General features: G+C 75.5%; 12 protein-coding genes. 9 read left to right on the top strand and 3 right to left on the bottom strand.

What is annotated here, in order from left to right; all coding sequences use genetic code 11:
- Positions 1-41 precede the first annotated feature (41 nt).
- Complete coding sequence (locus tag ACN9MS_RS15210) at positions 42-4,421, top strand: FtsK/SpoIIIE domain-containing protein (protein ID WP_426309324.1); 4,380 nt, start codon at positions 42-44, stop codon at positions 4,419-4,421.
- Between the two features lie 37 nt (positions 4,422-4,458).
- Here the strand turns inward: ACN9MS_RS15210 and ACN9MS_RS15215 are convergent, their stop codons facing one another.
- Entirely contained in the window at positions 4,459-4,932 is a 474-nt protein-coding gene (locus tag ACN9MS_RS15215) for a hypothetical protein (RefSeq protein ID WP_426309325.1), read from the bottom strand.
- A 236-nt stretch (positions 4,933-5,168) separates the two neighbouring features.
- Here ACN9MS_RS15215 and ACN9MS_RS15220 point away from each other — a divergent pair, with 236 nt between their 5' ends.
- Positions 5,169-5,417 (top strand): WhiB family transcriptional regulator, encoded by a 249-nt coding sequence (locus ACN9MS_RS15220; RefSeq protein WP_021481972.1) that lies wholly within the window; start codon positions 5,169-5,171, stop codon positions 5,415-5,417.
- Positions 5,418-5,560: 143 nt separating this feature from the next.
- Here ACN9MS_RS15220 and ACN9MS_RS15225 read toward each other — a convergent pair whose 3' ends face one another.
- Entirely contained in the window at positions 5,561-7,042 is a 1,482-nt protein-coding gene (locus ACN9MS_RS15225) for a sensor histidine kinase (RefSeq protein WP_426311907.1), read from the bottom strand.
- A gap of 145 nt (positions 7,043-7,187) precedes the next feature.
- Here ACN9MS_RS15225 and ACN9MS_RS15230 point away from each other — a divergent pair, with 145 nt between their 5' ends.
- From ACN9MS_RS15230 to ACN9MS_RS15260, 7 genes are all read left to right on the top strand, one after another.
- Positions 7,188-7,688: a DUF2505 domain-containing protein gene (locus ACN9MS_RS15230; protein WP_168731602.1), complete on the top strand. Its 501-nt coding sequence runs from the start codon at positions 7,188-7,190 to the stop codon at positions 7,686-7,688.
- Between the two features lie 263 nt (positions 7,689-7,951).
- A complete protein-coding gene (locus ACN9MS_RS15235; RefSeq protein WP_168731601.1) occupies positions 7,952-9,286 on the top strand; it encodes an ABC transporter substrate-binding protein in 1,335 nt (444 codons plus the stop codon).
- A gap of 123 nt (positions 9,287-9,409) precedes the next feature.
- Positions 9,410-10,534, top strand: coding sequence for a carbohydrate ABC transporter permease (locus tag ACN9MS_RS15240; RefSeq protein WP_154798132.1), 1,125 nt, complete (start codon positions 9,410-9,412; stop codon positions 10,532-10,534).
- Positions 10,531-11,451, top strand: coding sequence for a carbohydrate ABC transporter permease (locus ACN9MS_RS15245; protein WP_426309326.1), 921 nt, complete (start codon positions 10,531-10,533; stop codon positions 11,449-11,451). The genes ACN9MS_RS15240 and ACN9MS_RS15245 overlap by 4 nt, the downstream gene beginning before the upstream one ends.
- Positions 11,452-11,578: 127 nt before the next feature.
- Positions 11,579-13,114, top strand: a complete 1,536-nt coding sequence (locus tag ACN9MS_RS15250; RefSeq protein ID WP_426309327.1) for a glycoside hydrolase family 1 protein — start codon at positions 11,579-11,581, stop codon at positions 13,112-13,114.
- Between the two features lie 55 nt (positions 13,115-13,169).
- Positions 13,170-14,186, top strand: coding sequence for a LacI family DNA-binding transcriptional regulator (locus ACN9MS_RS15255; RefSeq protein WP_426309328.1), 1,017 nt, complete (start codon positions 13,170-13,172; stop codon positions 14,184-14,186).
- Positions 14,187-14,221: 35 nt separating this feature from the next.
- Positions 14,222-15,442 (top strand): DNA glycosylase AlkZ-like family protein, encoded by a 1,221-nt coding sequence (locus tag ACN9MS_RS15260; RefSeq protein ID WP_426309329.1) that lies wholly within the window; start codon positions 14,222-14,224, stop codon positions 15,440-15,442.
- A gap of 5 nt (positions 15,443-15,447) precedes the next feature.
- Here ACN9MS_RS15260 and ACN9MS_RS15265 read toward each other — a convergent pair whose 3' ends face one another.
- Positions 15,448-19,035, bottom strand: a complete 3,588-nt coding sequence (locus ACN9MS_RS15265) for a bifunctional proline dehydrogenase/L-glutamate gamma-semialdehyde dehydrogenase (protein ID WP_426309330.1) — start codon at positions 19,033-19,035, stop codon at positions 15,448-15,450.
- Positions 19,036-19,069 lie beyond the last annotated feature (34 nt).

A 19,069-nucleotide genomic window follows, 5' to 3' on the forward strand; every position in this document is an offset into this window, starting at 1 on the left:
TTGCCGGGCGGGGAGGTCGCCCTGTCGGGCACCATCGCCACGTGCCGCCCGCCCCCGCCCCGACGCCCCCCGTCACCGCCTTCGCACCGCCCACGCCCGAGCACGCCGGGCCACGGGACGAGGCGTGGCTGCGCGTCACGGTGCACCCGGCTACGGACGTCCTGCTCCCGTCCGGGGCACGCCTGGGCGACGTCCGTGCCGGTCTCGCAGAGCTCGTGTGCCGCCCGGAGCTGCGCACCGCCGCCCTGCTCGTGGACGGCGTCCCGGTCGACGACGACCAGCGCTGCGGGACCCGCCCTCTGCTCCCCGGGGCGACGGTCGCCGTCGTGCCCGTGGACGGGAGGCCGGTCGCCGGGACGGCCCGCCCGGACGCCGTGCTCGCCGCCCCGCTCCACGTCGCCGTCCTCGCCGGCGGGGACGCGGGGCGGCTCGTCGCCGTCCCGGACGGCGCGGGCCGGACCCGGGTCGACGCGCTCGACGTCCGCCACCGCATCACGCGCCGCGGCACGCAGGTCCGCGTCCGCGTCCCGCGCGGCACCCGGCGCGTGCCCGACGACGCGGCGGTCCTCGTCGCGCGGCCGGCCCGGGCCGGCCGCCGGGTCGCGTCGTGGCGCACGGTCCGGTGGCGCACGGGCGACGCCCTCGCGACCCCCTACGGCGTCTACGCCCTGCGGCCGCGCCCCGTCCTCGTGCACGGACCCCGCACCGGCCCCGTCGACCCCGCCTCCGTCGACGCGCCCCCGGGTCGGCCGAGCCCCGGCCACCTCGCGACCGCGGCCGTGCCCGCGGTCGCGTCGCTCGCCCTCGCCGTGACGTTCCGCCAACCGCTCTACGCGCTGCTCGCCCTCGCCGGGCCGCTCGCGCTCCTCGTCCCCGCGCTCGTCGAGGCCCGCCGACGCCGCGCGACCCGCGGGGGCGGCGGCGGTCCGGGCTCTGACGCGAGGCGATCGTCGGGTGACGACGGCGCGCGCGCGACGGCGCCCGTCGACCCGCTGCGCCCTCGGCCTGCGGACGCGCTCACCTGGGCGACGATCGCCCGGCTCGCACCGGTCGCCGCGCCGCCCGGTGGGGCCGCCGGTGCGGCCCCGCCGGGTCCGGGCACCGACCCGTGCGCCGCCCCGGTCGCGCCCGCCGCGCCCGTGCGGCTCGCCGACGGCTGCGTCGCCGTCGTCGGCCCCCGCGCCCGCGCGCTCGCCGCCGCGCGGGCCGTGCTCGGGGAGCTCTTGTCGACGGGTGCCGTGCCGACGTTCCGGCACCCGCCGGATGCGGCGGGCGACTGGGCCTGGTGCCGCTGGCTCCCTCGGGCGAGCGCCGTCGGCTCGCTGGACACCGCACGACCGCCGGCCGGCCCGGCCGCCGTCCTCGTCGTCGACGGGGCCCCGCCCGCGGGCGAGCTCGCCCGGGCGTGGGAGCGGCTCGGGGCCGCGGGGACCGACCTGCTCCTCGTGCTCGACGACGCGGCCCGCGTCCCGGCGTGGTGCCGGACGGTCGTGGACGTGACCGGCCCGACCACCGTGGTCACCGGCCCGGACGACGCACGCACCGTGCGCGAGCACGTCGGGGCGAGCGAGGAGTGGGCCGTCGCGCTCGCCCGTCGGCTCACCGCCGCGGACCACCTCGGCCGGCTGGACGGCACCGACCCGGCCGGGCACGACCCCGGCGACCCGACCTCGCCCTCGCTGCCGGCGGACGTCGCGCTCGGCGACCTCCTCGACCTGCCGGGCGAGCCGGACGACCTCAGGGCATGGGTCGGCGCCCGCTGGCAGGACGCGGCGCGGCGCGACGGGACCGGTCTGCGGGTCGTGCTGGGCGTCGGGGCCGGGGGCGCACCGGTGACCGTGGACCTCGTCCGCGACGGCCCGCACGTGCTCGTCGCCGGGACCACGGGGGCGGGCAAGTCGGAGCTCCTCCAGACCCTCGTCACGGGGCTCGCGCTCGGGCGCTCGCCGGCGGAGCTGTCGATCGCGCTCGTCGACTTCAAGGGCGGCGCGAGCTTCGGGGCGTGCGGGCTCCTGCCGCACGTCGTGGGCACGGTGACCGACCTCGACCCGGGTCTCGCCGGCCGTGCGCTCGCCGGGCTGCGGTCCGAGCTGCGCCGGCGCGAGCACGTGCTCGCCGCGGCGGGCGCGACCAGCGTCGACGAGCTCCCCCGAGGACGCCTGCCGCGGCTCGTCGTCGTGGTCGACGAGTTCCGGGCGCTCGCCGACGACCTGCCCGACCTGCTGCCCGGCCTGCTGCGCGTCGCCGCCCAGGGCCGCTCGCTCGGCGTGCACCTCGTGCTGGCGACGCAGCGGCCAGCCGGGGCGGTGAGCGCCGACGTGCGGGCCAACATCACCCTGCGCCTCGCCCTGCGGGTGGTCGACGTCGCCGACTCGCGCGACGTCGTCGAGTCACCGCTCGCGGCGCTCGTCCCGGCGTCGGCGCCGGGGCGGCTCGTCCTGCGCTGGGGTGCCGAACCTCCGCTCGCGGTGCAGTGCGCCCGGGCCGGGGCGCCGGCGCGCGTCTCGGCGTCCGGTGCGCGCGGCGCTCCCCCGTGGGGCGTCGCACGAGGGCTGCCCCGGCGAGACTCCCCCGCGGACGACGACAACCCCGCGCCCGGTGCGGGAGCGCCCCGGCCGGCTGTCGACCGGCTTCCCCGGATCGTGGCCGCGGCCCGCGACGTCGCAGAGCGCGCCGGCCTGCGCCCGGCGCCGCCGCCGTGGCTGCCCGCCCTGCCCGACCGGGTCGGGCAGGACGACCTCGCGGAGCTCGCGCGTGCGGCCGGCGCCGCGGCGCGCGACGGCGAGCTCGGGGCCGGCGTCCCGCCGGTCGGCCCTGCGCGCCCGGGCGACGACCATGCCGGCGCCGGGGGTGGCGCGGTGCTCACCGAGGTCGCGACGCTGCCCGTCGCGCTCGGCGACGTCCCCGACCTCCAGCGCCGGACGGTCGTCCGGTGGGACCCCCGCGACGGGCACCTCGCGGTGCTGGGCCGCGCACGCTCGGGTCGGACGACGGCGCTGCGGACCGTGGGACGAGCCGCGCTCGCGCGCGGGTGGGCGGTCCACGCCGTCGGGTCGGGACTCGCCGACCTCGCGTCCCATCCCGGGACGGGGACGGTCGTCGACCGCGACGACCCGCGTCGCCTCGTCCGCCTCCTGCGGCTGCTCGCCGGTCACGACGACGGTCAGGGGCGCCCCGCGGGGACCGACGCCACCGACCGGGTCCTCCTGCTCGTGGACGACGTCGACGCCGTCCGGTCGGCCCTCGCGGGCGTGGCGGGCGGTGCCGGCGCCGACGCGCTCGTGGACGTGCTCGCCGGCCCCGCCGCGGTCGCCGTGGGGTGCGCCAGCCCGACGGTCGCGGGGCTGTCGTCGCGGGTCGGGGTGCGCGCGGTCATGGTGTCGCGCGACCGTCACGACGACGTGGCGCTGGGCGTGCCCTCCCCGCTCGCCGGACGGGGAGGCCCGGCAGGGCGGGCCGTGTGGCTCGGTCCCGGCGAGCCGGTCCTGTGCCAGGTCGCCCTCCCGGCGCGGCCACCGTCAGGGGCCGCTCCTGGGAGGCCGACGCACCCGGCCGCCGCCACGGGGTCGGGCGCGCCGGACCGAGACGGTCGGCCCGGCGCGTTCCGGCTCCTGCCGCTGCCCGCGCGGGTCGTCCCCGCCGACCTCGCCATCCCGGGTCCGCGCCTCGGGCAGGCCGGTACGGGCCCCGAGCCGGCCGGTTCGCGCCTCGCGTCAGCGGCACTCCAGGTCCCGGTGGGTCGGGGCGGCGACACGGCCGTCACGGTCGCGCTGGACGTGTCGGGCGGAGCGCTCGTGGTGGGCCCGCCGGGCTCGGGGCGCACGAGCGCGCTGACCCTCCTCGCGCGGCACGTCGCGCGCGCGGGCACCCTGCGCGCGGTCGTCGCCCGCGACGACGCGCTCGCCGCGGCCGCCGAGCCCGGGACCGACGTGGTTCGCCGGTACGCGCCGGCCGACGTCGGCGCGCTCCTCGACGCCGTCACCGCCGGCACGCGCGAGACCGGGCAGGAGGACGCGCGCGAGAACGGTCCACGGGGACTGCCCGACGTGGTCGTGGTCGACGACCTGGACGTCCTCGTCCAGCTCTGCGTGGTCGAGGGCGAACGGCTCGCGGCAGCGTGCCGGGACGGCCTCGTGCTCCTCGCGTCCGCGACGACCGGCGGCGCCGCGTCGGCGCTGCGCGGCCCGCTCGCGGACCTGCGCGGCGTTCGCGCCGGCATCGTCCTCGCGCCGGGTGAGCGCGGCAGCACCGAGGTGTTCGGTCGTGGCCTCGAGTGGCTCGCCGAGCCGGGGCGGCCGCGGCCCGGCCGCGGGGCGCTCGTCCAGGGCGCCCGGTTCACCCCGGTGCAGCTCGCGCTGCCCTCGGCGGGCGGTCCAGGCTCAGGGGCGTCCGGGCACGCTCAGCCAGGGAGTCAGGCGTGACGCACCAGGTGCCCGGGTGAAAGGCGCGGCCCGGGTGTCAGGCCCCGGTCCGGGAGTCGCGGGTCGTGGCCTCGACGACCGGCCGCAGCATGAGGAGGACGAAGACCACCACGGCGAGCACGAGCGCGGCGACGACCCACGGCGTGACGCCCACCTGGAGCGAGCTGATCGCCACGACGGCCTGGAGGATCTGCCACGTCGCGACCGGCGACCGCGCCCAGCGCTGCCCGCGCAGCAGGCCGCGCAGGCTCGCGGCGAGCACCGCGGCGACGCCCAGCGCGAAGACGACGAGGAACACGCTGACCCCGAACGACTGCGACCCGCCGCGCACCAGCTCGACGAGGAGGAGGACCGCGCCGACGACGAGGACCGCGACCTCGATCCCGACCCCGACGAGGAGCGCGGTCAGCGCAGGGGGTCGCGAGGCGCCGTCGGGCGCCGGACCAGGCGTCGGGACGGGTGTCGTCGGAGGCTGCTCGGGCGGCTGTCCGGAGGGCTTGCGGGGAGGCACGATCACCCAGCGTACGCGCCGACCTGCGGCTTCACACCCGTGTGACGAAGACCTCACGATTCATGCGACGGAAACTTTCTCGTAACCCCTTGTGCTGCGCTTCACGAGGTGTGAACCTGGTTCAAGCATCAATCACCCCCGCCTCGAGCCCTGGTCCAGGCAGCCCCCTGCCGGGCAACACCGCGACGAGTCATCACCTCGCGACCAGGCTCCCCTCTGCCAAGGAGACGACGATCATGGACTGGCGCCACCGCGCAGCCTGCCTCGACGAAGACCCCGAGCTCTTCTTCCCCATCGGCAACACCGGACCCGCACTCCTCCAGATCGAGGAGGCGAAGGCCGTGTGCCGTCGCTGCGACGTCGTCGACACGTGCCTCAAGTGGGCCATCGAGTCCGGGCAGGACGCGGGCGTCTGGGGCGGCCTCTCCGAGGACGAGCGCCGCGCCCTCAAGCGCCGCACCGCTCGCGCGCGCCGCGCCGGCTGACCACGCTCCGCCCGCCACGGGCGTCGAGCAGCACGTCGACGACGGGCCGTCACCCTCCGGGGTGGCGGCCCGTCGTCGTCCCAGGTGGTCGAACCAGGCGGTCGCGCCCGTTCGAACCAGGCGGTCGCGCCGGCCCCGCGGGCTCAGGCCTGCCGGTTGCCGTCGCGCAGGACGAGCGCGAGGACGACCTGGGTGCCCCCGCCCGGACGCGGGCCCCACTCGATGGTGCCGCCGAGCTCGTTCGTGACGAGCGTGCGCACGATCTGCGTCCCCAGGCCGCTCTTCGCCGCCTTGCCTGCCCGGGCGACGTCGCCGTCGGGCATGCCGACGCCGTCGTCCGCGACCACGATGCGCAGCGCGGAGCCCTCGCGCTCGACCGCGACCTCGACGGTCCCGGTGTCCTGCTTCGCGAGGCCGTGCTCGACCGCGTTGGTGACGAGCTCGGTGAGGATGAGCGCGAGCGGGGTCGCGTCCTCTGCCGGCACCAGGCCGAAGCTCCCGGTGCGGACGGTGCGCACGCTCGTGTCCGCAGACGCGACGTCGGCGGCGAGGCGCAGGGCCCGGCCCACCATGTCGTCGAACTCGACCTCCTCGTCGAGCGTCTGCGACAGGCTCTCGTGCACGAGCGCGATCGTCGCGACGCGGCGCATGGCCTCCTCGAGGGCCGCGCGCGCCTCGGGCACGTCCATGCGGCGGGCCTGGAGGCGCAGGAGCGCGGCGACGGTCTGGAGGTTGTTCTTCACGCGGTGGTGGATCTCGCGGATCGTCGCGTCCTTGGTGATGAGCTCGCGCTCGCGCCGCCGCAGCTCCGACACGTCGCGGCACAGCAGGACGGCGCCGATGCGCTGGCCCGACTCGGTGAGCGGCAGCGCGCGCAGCGACAGCGCGACGCGCTGCGCCTCGATCTCCGTGCGCCAGGGCGCGCGGCCCATGACGACGAGCGGGAGGGACTCGTCGACCGGGGTCTGGTGCTCGATGAGGTCGGCCGTCACCTCGGCGAGCGACCGCCCGACGAGCGGGCCGATGACGCCCAGGCGGTGGAAGCAGCTCAGCGCGTTGGGGCTCGCGTAGAGGACCTCGCCCTCGGAGTTGAGCCGGATGAGACCGTCGCCGACGCGCGGGGCGCCGCGGCGCGGTCCGGTCGCCGCGTTGGGGAAGGGGAACTCGCCGCGGGAGATCATCGCGATGAGGTCGTCCGCGGCCTCGACGTAGTTGAGCTCGAGACGGCTGGGCGTGCGCCCGCTGCCGAGGTTGGTCTGCCGTGCGACGACGGCGATCGCACGACCGGCGTGCAGGACCGGGATCGCCTCCTCCCGGACCGCGTACGCGCCGAACCAGCGCGGCTCGCGCGAGCGCTGGGAGCGGACCTCGGTGAGCGCGCGCTCGAGCTGCGGGCGCTGCCCCTCGGGGGCGAACGAGCCCACGATGTCGTCGTAGTGGACGGTGGCGCCGGTCGACGGGCGGCACTGCGAGACGGCGACGAAGTTGCCGTCGGTCGTGGGGAGCCACAGGACGAGGTCGGCGAACGCGAGGTCGGAGATCACCTGCCAGTCGCCCACGAGCAGGTGCAACCACTCGTTGTCCGCCGGGCTGAGGTCGGCGTGGCGGGAGATGAGGTCACTCATGGCAGACACGGACCCCAGCGTAAGGGGGTCGGACCGGTAGAGTCCCCTCAGCGCCCGCGCGCGCGGTCGCCCGAACCCGCCGACCGGCCCGGCGGCCGACCTGCACGGGTCGGCGGCAGGTCGGCCCGTGGCCCGAGGAGGTCCCGTGCACCTGAGCGTCGAGCTCCGCTACCCCGCCGCCGTCCCCGTGGTCGGCGCGATGCTCGCCGACGAGGAGTTCGTGCGCTGGCGCGCCGCGCGCTCGGGCGGCGACGGGGCCCACGTCGAGCAGGTCGACGTCACCGGCGGCGCAGTCGACGGGTTCACGGTGACGGTCCGCCGCACCCTGCCCACCGACCAGATCCCGGCCCACGTCCGGTCCTTCGTCGGGGGCCAGCTCGAGATCCGGCAGGCGGAGGCGTGGGAGCCGGAGCGCGACGGCGAGCGGTCCGGGACCGTCTCGCTCGAGATCACCGGTGCCCCGGTGCGGCTCACGGGCACGGTCACCCTCTCGCCCGACGGCGACGGCACCGTGGAGCGCTACGCGGGCGAGGTGAAGGCCTCGGTGCCGCTGTTCGGTGGCGCGATCGAGCAGGCCGCCGCGGAGGCGGTCCGCGCCGCCCTGGCTGCTGAGGAGGCGGCGGGCCGGGAGTGGCTCGCCCGCTGAGGTCGCGCGCCGGCCCTTGCGCGCCCGCGGAGGCGGTCTCGAACCGGTAACGATTTCCGCCGAACCCGACCGATCGGTAAGCGCGAGAAGCGCCCTGACCTGCGGTGATGCACGTGTGGGAGCGCGACCACACCGCGTCGAGGATGATCGGCGCTTGACACGGGTTCGGCGGGGAAAGCACGATCACTCCGTTGTGTGGAAGCGCTACCACATTGGAGGTGGGAGCGCTGCCACGACCCCGCCCCACCGACAAGGGAGTCACCGTGCTGAGCAGCACCCGTACGACCCGCCGGCCCCGCAAGGCGATCACCGCCGTCGCAGGCCTCGCGGCCATCACCCTCACCCTGACCGCGTGCTCGAGCGGCTCCGGCTCGAACGACGACGAGACGGGCTCCGGCGACGGCGAGAAGATCACGCTGACCGTCGCCACGTTCAACGACTTCGGCTACAGCGACGAGCTCCTCGCCGCGTACACGGAGGAGCACCCGAACGTCACCGTCAAGCAGACCAAGGCGGCGAAGTCCGAGGACGCGCGCACCAACCTCACCACCAAGCTCGCCGCGGGCGGCGAGGGCCTGGCGGACATCGAGGCCATCGAGGTCGACTGGATCCCCGAGCTCGTGCAGTTCCCCGACCTCTTCACCGACCTGGCCGACCCGGAGCTCGACGGCCGCTGGCTGGACTGGAAGGTCCAGCAGGCCACGACGGCGGACGGCAAGCTCATCGGCTACGGCACCGACATCGGCCCGAGCGCGATCTGCTACCGCCAGGATCTCTTCGAGGCCGCCGGCCTGCCGACCGACCCCGCCGAGGTCGCGGAGCTCCTCGGCGGCGAGGACGCGACGTGGGACGACTACTTCGCCGCGGGCAAGACCTTCGTCGAGGCGAGCGACGCGGCCTGGTACGACTCCGCCATGTCGATCTCGCAGGGCATGGTCAACCAGATCGACAACGCCTACGAGGAGTCCGACGGCACGCCCAAGGACCTCGCGACGAACCAGCCGATCATCGACATCTACAACACGGTCGTCGAGCAGTCCACGACCAACGAGCTCTCCGCGGGCCTCGAGCAGTGGACGCCCGACTGGGACGCCGCGTTCCAGAACGACGGCTTCGCGACGATGATCTGCCCGTCCTGGATGACCGGCCCCATCGAGGAGCGCGCCGGCGGCGTCACCGGCTGGAACGTCGCCGACGTCTTCCCCGGCGGCGGTCTCAACTGGGGCGGCTCGTTCCTCACCGTCCCGGCCTCCGGCCCGCACGCCGAGGCGGCCAAGGAGCTCGCCGCGTGGCTGACCGCCCCCGAGCAGCAGACCATCGCGTTCTCGAACGCCGGCACGTTCCCGTCCCAGGTCGAGGTGCAGAGCACGGACGAGGTGAAGTCGACGACCAACGACTTCTTCAACAACGCGCCCGTCGGTGAGATCTTCGCCGCCCGCGCGGCCGGCATCGACAGCGCACCGTTCAAGGGCGCGAACTACTTCGCGATCCACACGACGGTCCAGGACGGCATCAAGCGCGTGGACGTCGAGAAGACCGACGACGCCGCGGCCTCGTGGCAGAAGACGCTCCAGTCCTTCCAGGACCTGGGCCTGTGACCTGACGGGGCCGGGGCGGCACGACCTGCCGCCCCGGCCCCGCTCGCGTCGACCCACCGGGCGCTCCGCCCGCAGCCGCCCCGGCAGCCACCCGGCAGCCACCCAGCAGCCCAGGAATCCCACATGGCCGTCCTCTCGCCCACCCAGCCCACGCCCGGGCTCAGCGGGCCGTCGCCGCGCACGCCGCGTCGCGTCGGCTTCTCCCAGCGCCTGAGCCGCTGGGACGTCAAGGTCTCGCCCTACCTCTACATCTCGCCGTTCTTCATCCTGTTCGCGATCACGGGGCTCTTCCCGCTCGTGTACACCGCCGTGGTGTCGGTCTACGACTGGAACCTGCTCGGTGGGCAGGGCGACTTCGTCGGCCTGCAGAACTACACGGACGTCCTCGCGCAGCCCACGTTCTGGAAGTCGCTGCGCAACACGTTCTCGATCTTCCTGCTCTCCTCCGTGCCGCAGGTCATCGCCGCCATCGCGATCGCCGCGCTGCTCGACCAGAACCTGCGTGCCGCCACGTTCTGGCGCATGGGGGTCCTGCTCCCCTACGTCGTCGCCCCCGTCGCGGTGTCGATGATCTTCGGCCGCCTCTTCGCCGACCAGTACGGCCTCATCAACGAGCTCCTCGGCTTCGTCGGCATCGAGCCGATCCGCTGGCACGCGGACGCGCTCGCGAGCCACGTCGCCATCGCGTCGATGGTGAACTTCCGCTGGACGGGCTACAACGCGCTGATCTTCCTCGCCGCGATGCAGGCCGTGCCGCGCGAGCTGTACGAGGCCGCGATCATCGACGGCGCCGGCCGCGTGCGCCAGTTCTTCTCCGTCACCGTCCCGCAGATCCGCGCGACGATCATCTTCGTGGTCATCACGTCGACCATCGGTGGCCTCCAGATCTTCGACGAGCCGCGCATGTACGACGCGCAGGGCCTCGGCGGCGCCGACCGGCAGTGGATGACCACCGTGCTGTACCTCTACGACGTCGCGTGGGGCAACCAGAAGAACTTCGGCCGCGCGGCCGCGGTCGCCTGGCTGCTGTTCCTCCTCATCCTCGTCATCGGGATGATCAACTTCCTCGTGACCCGGCGGATCGCCACCTCCAACGCCCAGCCGCGCCCGCCGCGGTGGGTCAGACGGCGTCGTGAGACCCAGAAGCGCCTGCGCGCCGAGGGCGCCATGTCCGCCCAGCGCTCCGCCGCCGGGGACCAGGCGTCCGCACCGACCGCCGCCCGCACGACCGACCGGAGGAAGCGATGAGCTCCGTCCCCGTCATCGCCCAGACCGCCGGCCCGGGCGCGGCCCGCGCCGCCGCCCGACACCGTGGTGCCGGCAAGAACGTCGGCGGTACCCAGCGCCGCCCCCGCTGGGTCACCTACACGATCCTCGGGGTCGTCCTGCTGGTCTCGATCTTCCCGCTGTACTTCACGCTGATCCTGGGGTCTTCCACGCCGGAGGAGATCTCGCGGAGCGCGCTGCCGCAGCTCCTGCCGGACGCGAGCCTGTTCGACCGGTTCGCCGAGGTCATGAACTCCGACGCGATCAACTTCTGGAAGGCCGCCTGGAACTCGGTGGTCGTCGCGGTGCTCACGTCGCTGTCCGTCGTGCTCTTCTCGACGCTCGCCGGCTTCTCGTTCGCCAAGCTCCGGTTCCGCGGCCGCGGGCCGCTGCTCGTGTTCGTCATCGCGACGATGGCGGTCCCGACGCAGCTGGGCGTCATCCCGATGTACATCCTCATGTCGGACCTCGGGTGGATCGGCAAGCTCCAGGCCGTCATCGTGCCGGCACTCGTCACCGCGTTCGGCGTGTTCTGGATGACGCAGTACCTCGGCGAGGCGCTGCCCTACGAGCTCATCGAGGCGGCCCGCGTCGACGGCGCGTCGATGTTCCGCACGTTCTGGTCCATCGCGCTCCCCGCGGCGCGCCCTGCCGCCGCGATGCTCGGTCTGTTCACCTTCGTGCAGCAGTGGACGAACTTCTTCTGGCCGTCGATCGTGCTCAACCAGAACAACCCGACGTTGCCGCTGGTCGTCCGGTCCCTCCAGGCGAACTTCTTCGTCGACTACTCGCTCGTCATGGCGGGGATCTTCCTGGTGACCCTGCCGCTGATCGTCATCTTCATCTTCACCGGCCGCCAGCTCGTGGCGGGCATCATGCAGGGCGCCGTCAAGGGCTGACGCCCGGCGCCACCGCGCGGCCGCGCACCACCCCGGTGCGCGACGCCCGCGCGGCAGACCGTCGCGCGGGCGGGCCCACCGGCCCGCCCGCGCGCCAATCCTCGACCTCTCGAAGGACAATCGACCCATGACCAGCTTCGTCCCGTCCGCGCCCCTCCTCCCGAACCCGGCGACCGCGACCGGACGCGTCGAGATGCCCCCGGGCTTCCTCTGGGGCGCCGCGACCGCCGCGTTCCAGATCGAGGGCGCCGGGCGCACCGACGGCCGCACGGACTCGGTGTGGGACGCGTTCGCCCGCGTCCCGGGCGCCGTCGTGAACGGCGACGACGGCCTGGTCGCGTGCGACCACTACCACCGGTACCGCGAGGACGTCGCGCTCATGCGCGAGCTCAACCTCGGCACGTACCGGTTCTCGACGTCGTGGGCCCGCGTCCGCCCTGACGGCGGTGCGCCCAACCCGGCGGGCATCGCCTTCTACGACCGCCTCGTCGACGAGCTGCTCGGCGCGGACATCCTGCCGTGGCTGACGCTGTACCACTGGGACCTGCCGCAGGCGCTCGAGGAGAAGGGCGGCTGGACCTCGCGCGACACGGCCTACCTCTTCGCCGAGTACGCCGTGACGATGCACGAGGCGCTCGGCGACCGCGTGGGCGTGTGGACGACGCTCAACGAGCCGTGGTGCTCGGCCTTCCTCGGCTACACCGCGGGCGTGCACGCGCCCGGCCGCCAGTCGCGCGAGGACGGCCTCGCCGCGGCGCACCACCTCCTGCTCGGCCACGGCCTCGCCGTCCAGGCGCTGCGCGAGCGCGCGCCGGAGGCGAACCTCGGCCTCACGCTGAACTTCACCGTCTCCGACCCGGTCGACCCGCAGGACCCCGCCGACGTCGACGCCGCGCGCCGCATCGACGGGCAGTTCAACCGGATCTTCCTCGACCCCGTCTTCCACGGCGAGTACCCCGCGGATGTCCTGGAGGACGTCGCGCCCTACGGTCTGCTCGACCACGTCAAGGACGGCGACCTCGAGATCATCTCGACGCCGATCGACACGCTCGGGGTCAACTACTACAACGGCGGCGCCGTCTCCGGGCACCCGCTGCCCGCGACCGAGGCCGGCGGCGGGACGCGCCCCGAGGGCGTGCGCGACGAGCCCGCGGACGACGCGCCGGTGCGGGCGACGTCGTCCCCCTTCCCTGCCGCGGACGACGCGCACGACCGCTCGCGCGGCCTGCCCCGGACGGACATGGGCTGGGAGGTGCAGCCCGAGGGGCTGACGCGCCTGCTCACGCGCCTCCAGCAGGACTTCACCGGCCCGCGCGGCGTGGCGATGTACATCACGGAGAACGGCGCCGCCTACCCCGACCAGGTGGGCGAGGACGGCTCCGTGGACGACCAGGACCGGCTCGAGTTCATCGACGCGCACCTGCGCGCGACGCGTGACGCGATCGACGCCGGTGCGGACGTGCGCGGGTACTTCGCGTGGTCGCTCCTCGACAACTTCGAGTGGGCGCTCGGGTACACCAAGCGGTTCGGCATCGTCCGTGTCGACTACGAGACGCAGGAGCGCACGGTGAAGGCGAGCGGCGCCTGGTACGCGCAGGTCGCGCGCGACAACGCCGTCCCCGCGCGCGACGCGTCCGCCGCGGACGCCGCCGCCGGGGAGTGACGACACGGTGAGCGGGGCGGTGCGGTCGGGCGAGCGGGCGCGGGATACTGTCCTGATGAACAGCCTGCGCTCCGCGCCGACCCTGGACGAGGTGGCCCAGACGGCGGGTGTCTCGCGCTCGACCGCGTCGCGCGCGATCAACGGCGGCCTGCGCGTGTCGCCCGAGGCCCAGGCGGCGGTCGACGCCGCCGTCGCCCAGCTCGGCTACACGCCCAACCGCGCCGCCCGCTCCCTCGTGACGCGCCGCACCGACTCGATCGCCCTCGTGGTCCCCGAGCCGGACGAGCGCATCCTCACCGACCCGTTCCTCGCGGGCACGATGCGCGGCGTCAGCGCGGCCCTCGGCGGCACGGACCTCCAGCTCGTCCTGCTGTTCGCGCGGCCCGACGAGCAGCCGGGCCGCATCGTGCGGTACCTGAGCAGCGGGCACGTGGACGGCGCGATCGTCGCGTCGCACCACCGCGACGACGAGCTCGAGGAGGCGCTGCTCGCGGCCCGGCTGCCTGCGGTGTTCGTCGGGCGGCCGTTCCGCCCGACGCCCGACCTCCTCTACGTCGACGTCGACAACGTCGAGGGCGGCCGCCTCGCGGCGCGCCGGCTGGTCGAGGCGGGCCGCCGCCGCATCGCGACGATCGCCGGTCCGCAGGACATGACGGCCGGCGTCGACCGGCTCACGGGCTGGCGCGAGGTGCTCCAGGGTGCCGGCCTGCCCGACGACGCGGTCGAGATCGGCGACTTCGCCGTCTCGGGCGGCGCCGCGGCGATGGAACGGATCCTCGCCTCGCACCCCGACGTGGACGGCCTGTTCGTCGCCTCGGACCTCATGGCGGAGGGCGCGCTGCGCGTCCTCGCCGCGCACGGGCGCGAGGTTCCGGGCGACGTGTCCGTCGTCGGCTTCGACAACCTCGCCACCGCCGCCTCCACCGTGCCGCCGCTCACGACGGTCCAGAACCCGATGGTCGAGATGGTGCGCGGCGCGACGGACCTCCTGCTCGACCTCGTCGGCGGACGCGGGGACGAGATCGCGTCGCAGGTCCTCTCCCCCGAGCTCGTCGAGCGCGACTCGGTCTGACCCGTCGGCGTGGGCGGGACCCGTAGCCTGAGGTCGTGACCTCGTCCTCGGCACCCCCGACCACGCTCTCGCGCGCCGACGTGCTCACGGCGCGCTGGCACGCCCAGCAGCTCGACCGCGCGCCCGGCGCGGCCGACTCTCCCACCGACGTCGAAGTCCTCGACCTGGGCGTCCAGGACACGGGGCCCGACGGCGGCGCGTGGGCGCTCGCGGTGCGTGGCGCCCCGGCCGTGGCGCCGGGCAGCCTCGCGTCGGACCTCGCCCTCGCCTGGACGCTGCGCGGCGCGCCGCACGTCTACCGGCGCGCGGACCTGGGCGACGTCGCCGTCGCGACCGCCCCGCTCTCCGAGGCCGACGCCGCCAAGCGCGTCTACGATGCGAGCCGGCCCCTGCGCGCGGCAGGGATCGCGGTCCTGGACGCCCTGCGCACCGAGGCGCGGCTGGAGCGCGAGCTCGTCGTCGAGCCGACCGTCAAGGGGGACCTCTCGACGCGGCTCACGCAGCGCCTCCCCGAGCCGCACCTGCGCTGGTGCGGCCCCTGCGGCGCGACCCACAGCTACGAGCAGACGTTCCGCCTCGCGGCCCTGCAGGCCGGGCTCGAGCTCGAGCCCGGCACGTCGCCGCCCGTGCTGCGGCGGGCGCCCGGCCTCGAGCCGTCGCTCTACGGCCGGCTCGGGGGCGACGCCCCGCCGCGCCTCGACGTCGTGCGGGGCTACCTGCGCTTCTTCCCCGCCGCGAGCGTCCAGGACGTCGCGGGGTTCCTCGACGCGCCGGTCAAGGACGTGCGGGCCCACTGGCCCGACGACGCGGTGCGCGTGGAGATCACCGACGCCGACCCGGCCCCACGCCCGGCCGAGCGCTGGGCCCTGGCCGACGACGTCGAACGGCTCCCGGGCGCCGCGGCGCGCCACCGCGACGCGCGTCCGGGCACCGGCGCCCCGGTCGTCCGGCTCGTGGGCCCGTACGACCTGTACCTCCAGCTGCGTGACCGCGCCACGCTCGTGGCCGACGCGACGCGCGCCAAGGACCTGTGGCGCGTCCTCGGCCGGCCCGGGGCGGTGCTCGCGGACGGCGAGGTCGTCGGGACGTGGCGGCCCCGCGCGTCGGGCCGACGGCTCACGGTCCTCACGGACCCGTGGGTCCCGTGGGACGCCCGACTCACGGACGCCGTCGCCGAGCAGGCGGAGCGCCTGCGCGCGTTTCGCGACGCGGCGTCCGTGACCGTCTCGCCGGCGCAGGATGCACCCACGAGGTAGCGGGCTCAGCCCTTCACGTGGCCGTACCGGTGCGTCGTGCGGCTGACGGCCTGCTCGTGCAGGACCGTGAGCAGCTCGCGACGCCCGCTGGCGACGACCGGGTGGTCCAGGACCGTCACCTCACCGACGCGCTCGGCTGCGGCCTCGTGCAGCCCGGGCGCCGCCCCGACGACCCGGATGCGTCCGCGGACCGCGCCGGACGCGACGCGCCGCGCGAAGTCGTCGTCGCCCACCGCGGCATCGCCCGACGACGGCACGACGACCGCCGGCACGCCCGCCGTGCGCGCGGCGTGCAGCACGCGCTCGACCTCGACCGGCAGCGCGTCCGCGCCGACGCGCACGGTGAGCACGTCGACCGGGCGGTAGCGGAAGACGTTCGCCTCGACGTGCAGGCCCGAGGGGTCGTGGCCCGCGGAGAACTCCCGCTCCCACCAGCGCGCGTCGTCGGCCTGCGCCCACGCGAGCCACACCTCGGGCGAGGCCTCGCGCGCGGGCGGCCCGGCGGGCCCGGCGGCAGCGGTGTCCGACGACGAGCCCGCGCCCTCGTCGGTGTCCTCGCCCGTCGCGTCGGCCCAGCGGCCGAGCTGCGCGACGTAGTTCGGCCCGCCCGCCTTGGCTCCCGGCCCGACGGCCGACTGCTTCCAGCCGCCGAACGACTGCCGCTGCACGATCGCGCCGGTGATGTGCCGGTTCACGTAGGCGTTGCCCACCTGGACGGCGTCGAGCCAGCGCTCGACCTCGACGTCGTCGAGGCTGTGGATGCCGCCCGTGAGCCCGAACGGGACGGCGTTCTGGAGCGCGATCGCCTCGTCGAGCGTCGCGGCCGTCATGATCCCGAGGACGGGACCGAAGTACTCGGTGAGGTGGAACGGCGACCCGGGCGCGACGCCCTCCTTGAGGCCGGGCGTCCAGAGGCGGCCCTCCAGGTCCGGCCCGCCGTCCCGCTGCCGCGGCCGCACGAGCCACGACTCCCCCGGATCCAGGGTCGCCAGCGCGTGCAGCAGCTTGCCCGAGGCAGGCTCGGTGAGCGGGCCCATGGTCGTCGAGACATCGGTGGCCGGACCGACGGCGAGCGAGCGCACCGCGTCCACGAGCTGGCGCCGCACGCGCCGCCCCGTCTCGGTCCGCGGGTCGCCCGCGGAGCCGACGAGAATCGCGAGAGACGCCGCCGAGCACTTCTGCCCCGCGTGCCCGAACGCCGAGCGCACGAGGTCCGCGACCGCGAGGTCGAGGTCCGCCGACGGCGTGATGACGAGCGCGTTCTTGCCCGACGTCTCGGCGAGCACCGGGCGCGACGGCTTCCACCGCGCGAAGAGCTGCGCGGTCTCGATCGATCCCGTGAGCACGACGCGCGCGACGTCGTCGTGCGTGACCAGGTGCGTCCCGAGCTCGTCGTCGGGGACGCGGACGTACTGCACGACCTCCGTCACCGAGCCCGTGTCCAGCCCGGCGAACTCCCCCGGCGCGGCCGCGACGGCGTCACGCAGGCCCGCATGGATCGCCTCGACCGCCACCTCGAGGCAGCGCGGCGTCGGCGGAGCGGGCTTGGCGAGCACCGCGGACCCGGCCGCGAGCGCCGCGAGGACCCCGCCGACGGGGATCGCGACGGGGAAGTTCCAGGGCGGCGTGACGAGCGTGACGCCGTCGGGCGCGAACCGGGCGCCGGGCACGCGGTCCAGCTCCTCGGCGGAGCGCGCGTAGTAGGTCGCGAAGTCGACGGCCTCGCTCACCTCGGGGTCGGCCTCGGCGACGGTCTTGCCCGGCTCGTGCACCATCGCGGCGACGAGGTCGGTGCGCGCCTCCTCGAGGCGTCGGGCGACGGCGCGCAGCGCGGCGGCGCGGGCGGTCGGGGCGACCCGCGACCACGCCGCGGTCGCGCGCACTGCGGTCGCGACGGCGTCGTCCACCTGCGCGGTGGAGGTGAGCTCGGCCGTGCGCACGGCCACGAACCCGGACCCGGGCCCGGTGACGTGCCGAGCCCAGTCGCGCGACGCCGCGACGGCGGGATCGGTGTCGGCGGCGTTCGCGAACCCGGTGCCGAACCCGGGCTTGCGGGCGGGTTCGGTGTCGTCCGTGCCGACAACCCCGGGTTCGACGGCGAGGCGGGGCCGGCGGCGGGGGGTCACGTCGGCATCGGCGTAGTGCACCCCGTGGTGCACGGACGCGCGGAACGCGGCCTCCTGTCGCTCCATGGGGCTGCCCGCAGGCGACCCGTCGGGCGCGAACATGGCGTGCAGGAAGTTCTGCTCGGCGGCGTTCTCCTCGAGGCGGCGCACCAGGTAGGAGATCGCGACGTCGAAGTCCTCGTCGCGCACGACGGGCGTGTACAGCACGACGCGCCCGCCGCGCCCGGCGTGCGGGCCGCTCGCGACGCGGTCGGCCGCGACCTCGTCGCGCACGGCACGCGCCTCGCCGGGGGCCATGCCCTGGAGCATCTCGACGTCGAGCGCGTGGCTGACGCCGCGGGCCCGGCCGAGGAGCACGGCGAGCGCGACGTGGAAGAGGTTGTGGCTCGCGACGCCGATGCGCACCGCGTCGGTCCGCGGCGCGCGCAGGGCGTGGTCGAGGAGGCGGACGTAGTTCGCGTCGACGTCGGGCTTCGTGGGGTAGGGCGCCTGCGGCCAGCCGTGCAGCTCGGCCTCGACGGCCTCCATCGCGAGGTTCGCGCCCTTGACGAGGCGCACCTTGATCGGCGCTCCCCCGGCGGCGACGCGCTCGGCCGCGAAGCGCGTGAGCCCGTCGAGCGCGCCGAGCGCGTCGGGCAGGTACGCCTGGAGCACGATCCCGGCCTCGAGGTCGTGCAGGTCGTCGTGCGCGAGGATCTCGCGGAACACCGCGGTCGTCAGGGCGAGGTCCTTGTACTCCTCCATGTCGAGGTTGAGGAAGACCCCGTGGTCGCGCGCCGCCCGGTACAGCGGCAGCAGCCGCTCGACGACGCGCGCGCACGACCCCTCGAGGTCCCACGTGACGAGCTGGGACGCGACGGACGACACCTTGACCGACACGTAGTCGACGTCGGGCCGCCGCACGAGCGCGAGGGTGCGCTCGAGCCGCGCGTCCGCCTCGGACTCGCCGAGCACGGCCTCGCCGAGGAGGTTGACGTTGAGCGCGTAGCCCTCCGCACGTGTCCGGGCGAGGTGCGGGCCGAGGCCGCGGCCGGCGTCGGCCACGAGGTGACCCACGAGCTGGCGCAGCCGCACGCGCGCGGCCGGCACGACGACGCGCGGCAGCACCGGCGCGACGCCCGCCCCGACGCGCAGCAGCGTCCGGTCTACCGGCCCGAGGAACGACCCTGCGCTCCCGGCGAGCTCGCCGAGGCGGCCGAGCGCCCGCGCGGCGACGTGCACGTCCTGGGGGCGCGCGACGTCGTCGACGAACCGGACCGCGAGCTCGAGGCCCGCGGGGTCGGAGACGAGCGCGCCGAGGCGCTCGGCGGTCCTCCGGGCCCGGGCGTCACCGGCACCTTCGCTGGCCGCGAGCCAGCTACCGGCCAGGGCGACGGCCTCCTCGACGAGGTCGTCCGGCGAGGTGAGGGTCGTGTCGCCGACGGCTCCGGGGGTGGGGAGCGGCCGGGCGGGCGCGTCGTTGCTCATCCCTCCAGGGTGCCTCGGGTCGCCGTGACTCGTC

Source organism: Cellulosimicrobium sp. E-16 (genome assembly GCF_049913115.1).
In the GTDB taxonomy this organism is placed as follows: domain Bacteria; phylum Actinomycetota; class Actinomycetes; order Actinomycetales; family Cellulomonadaceae; genus Cellulosimicrobium.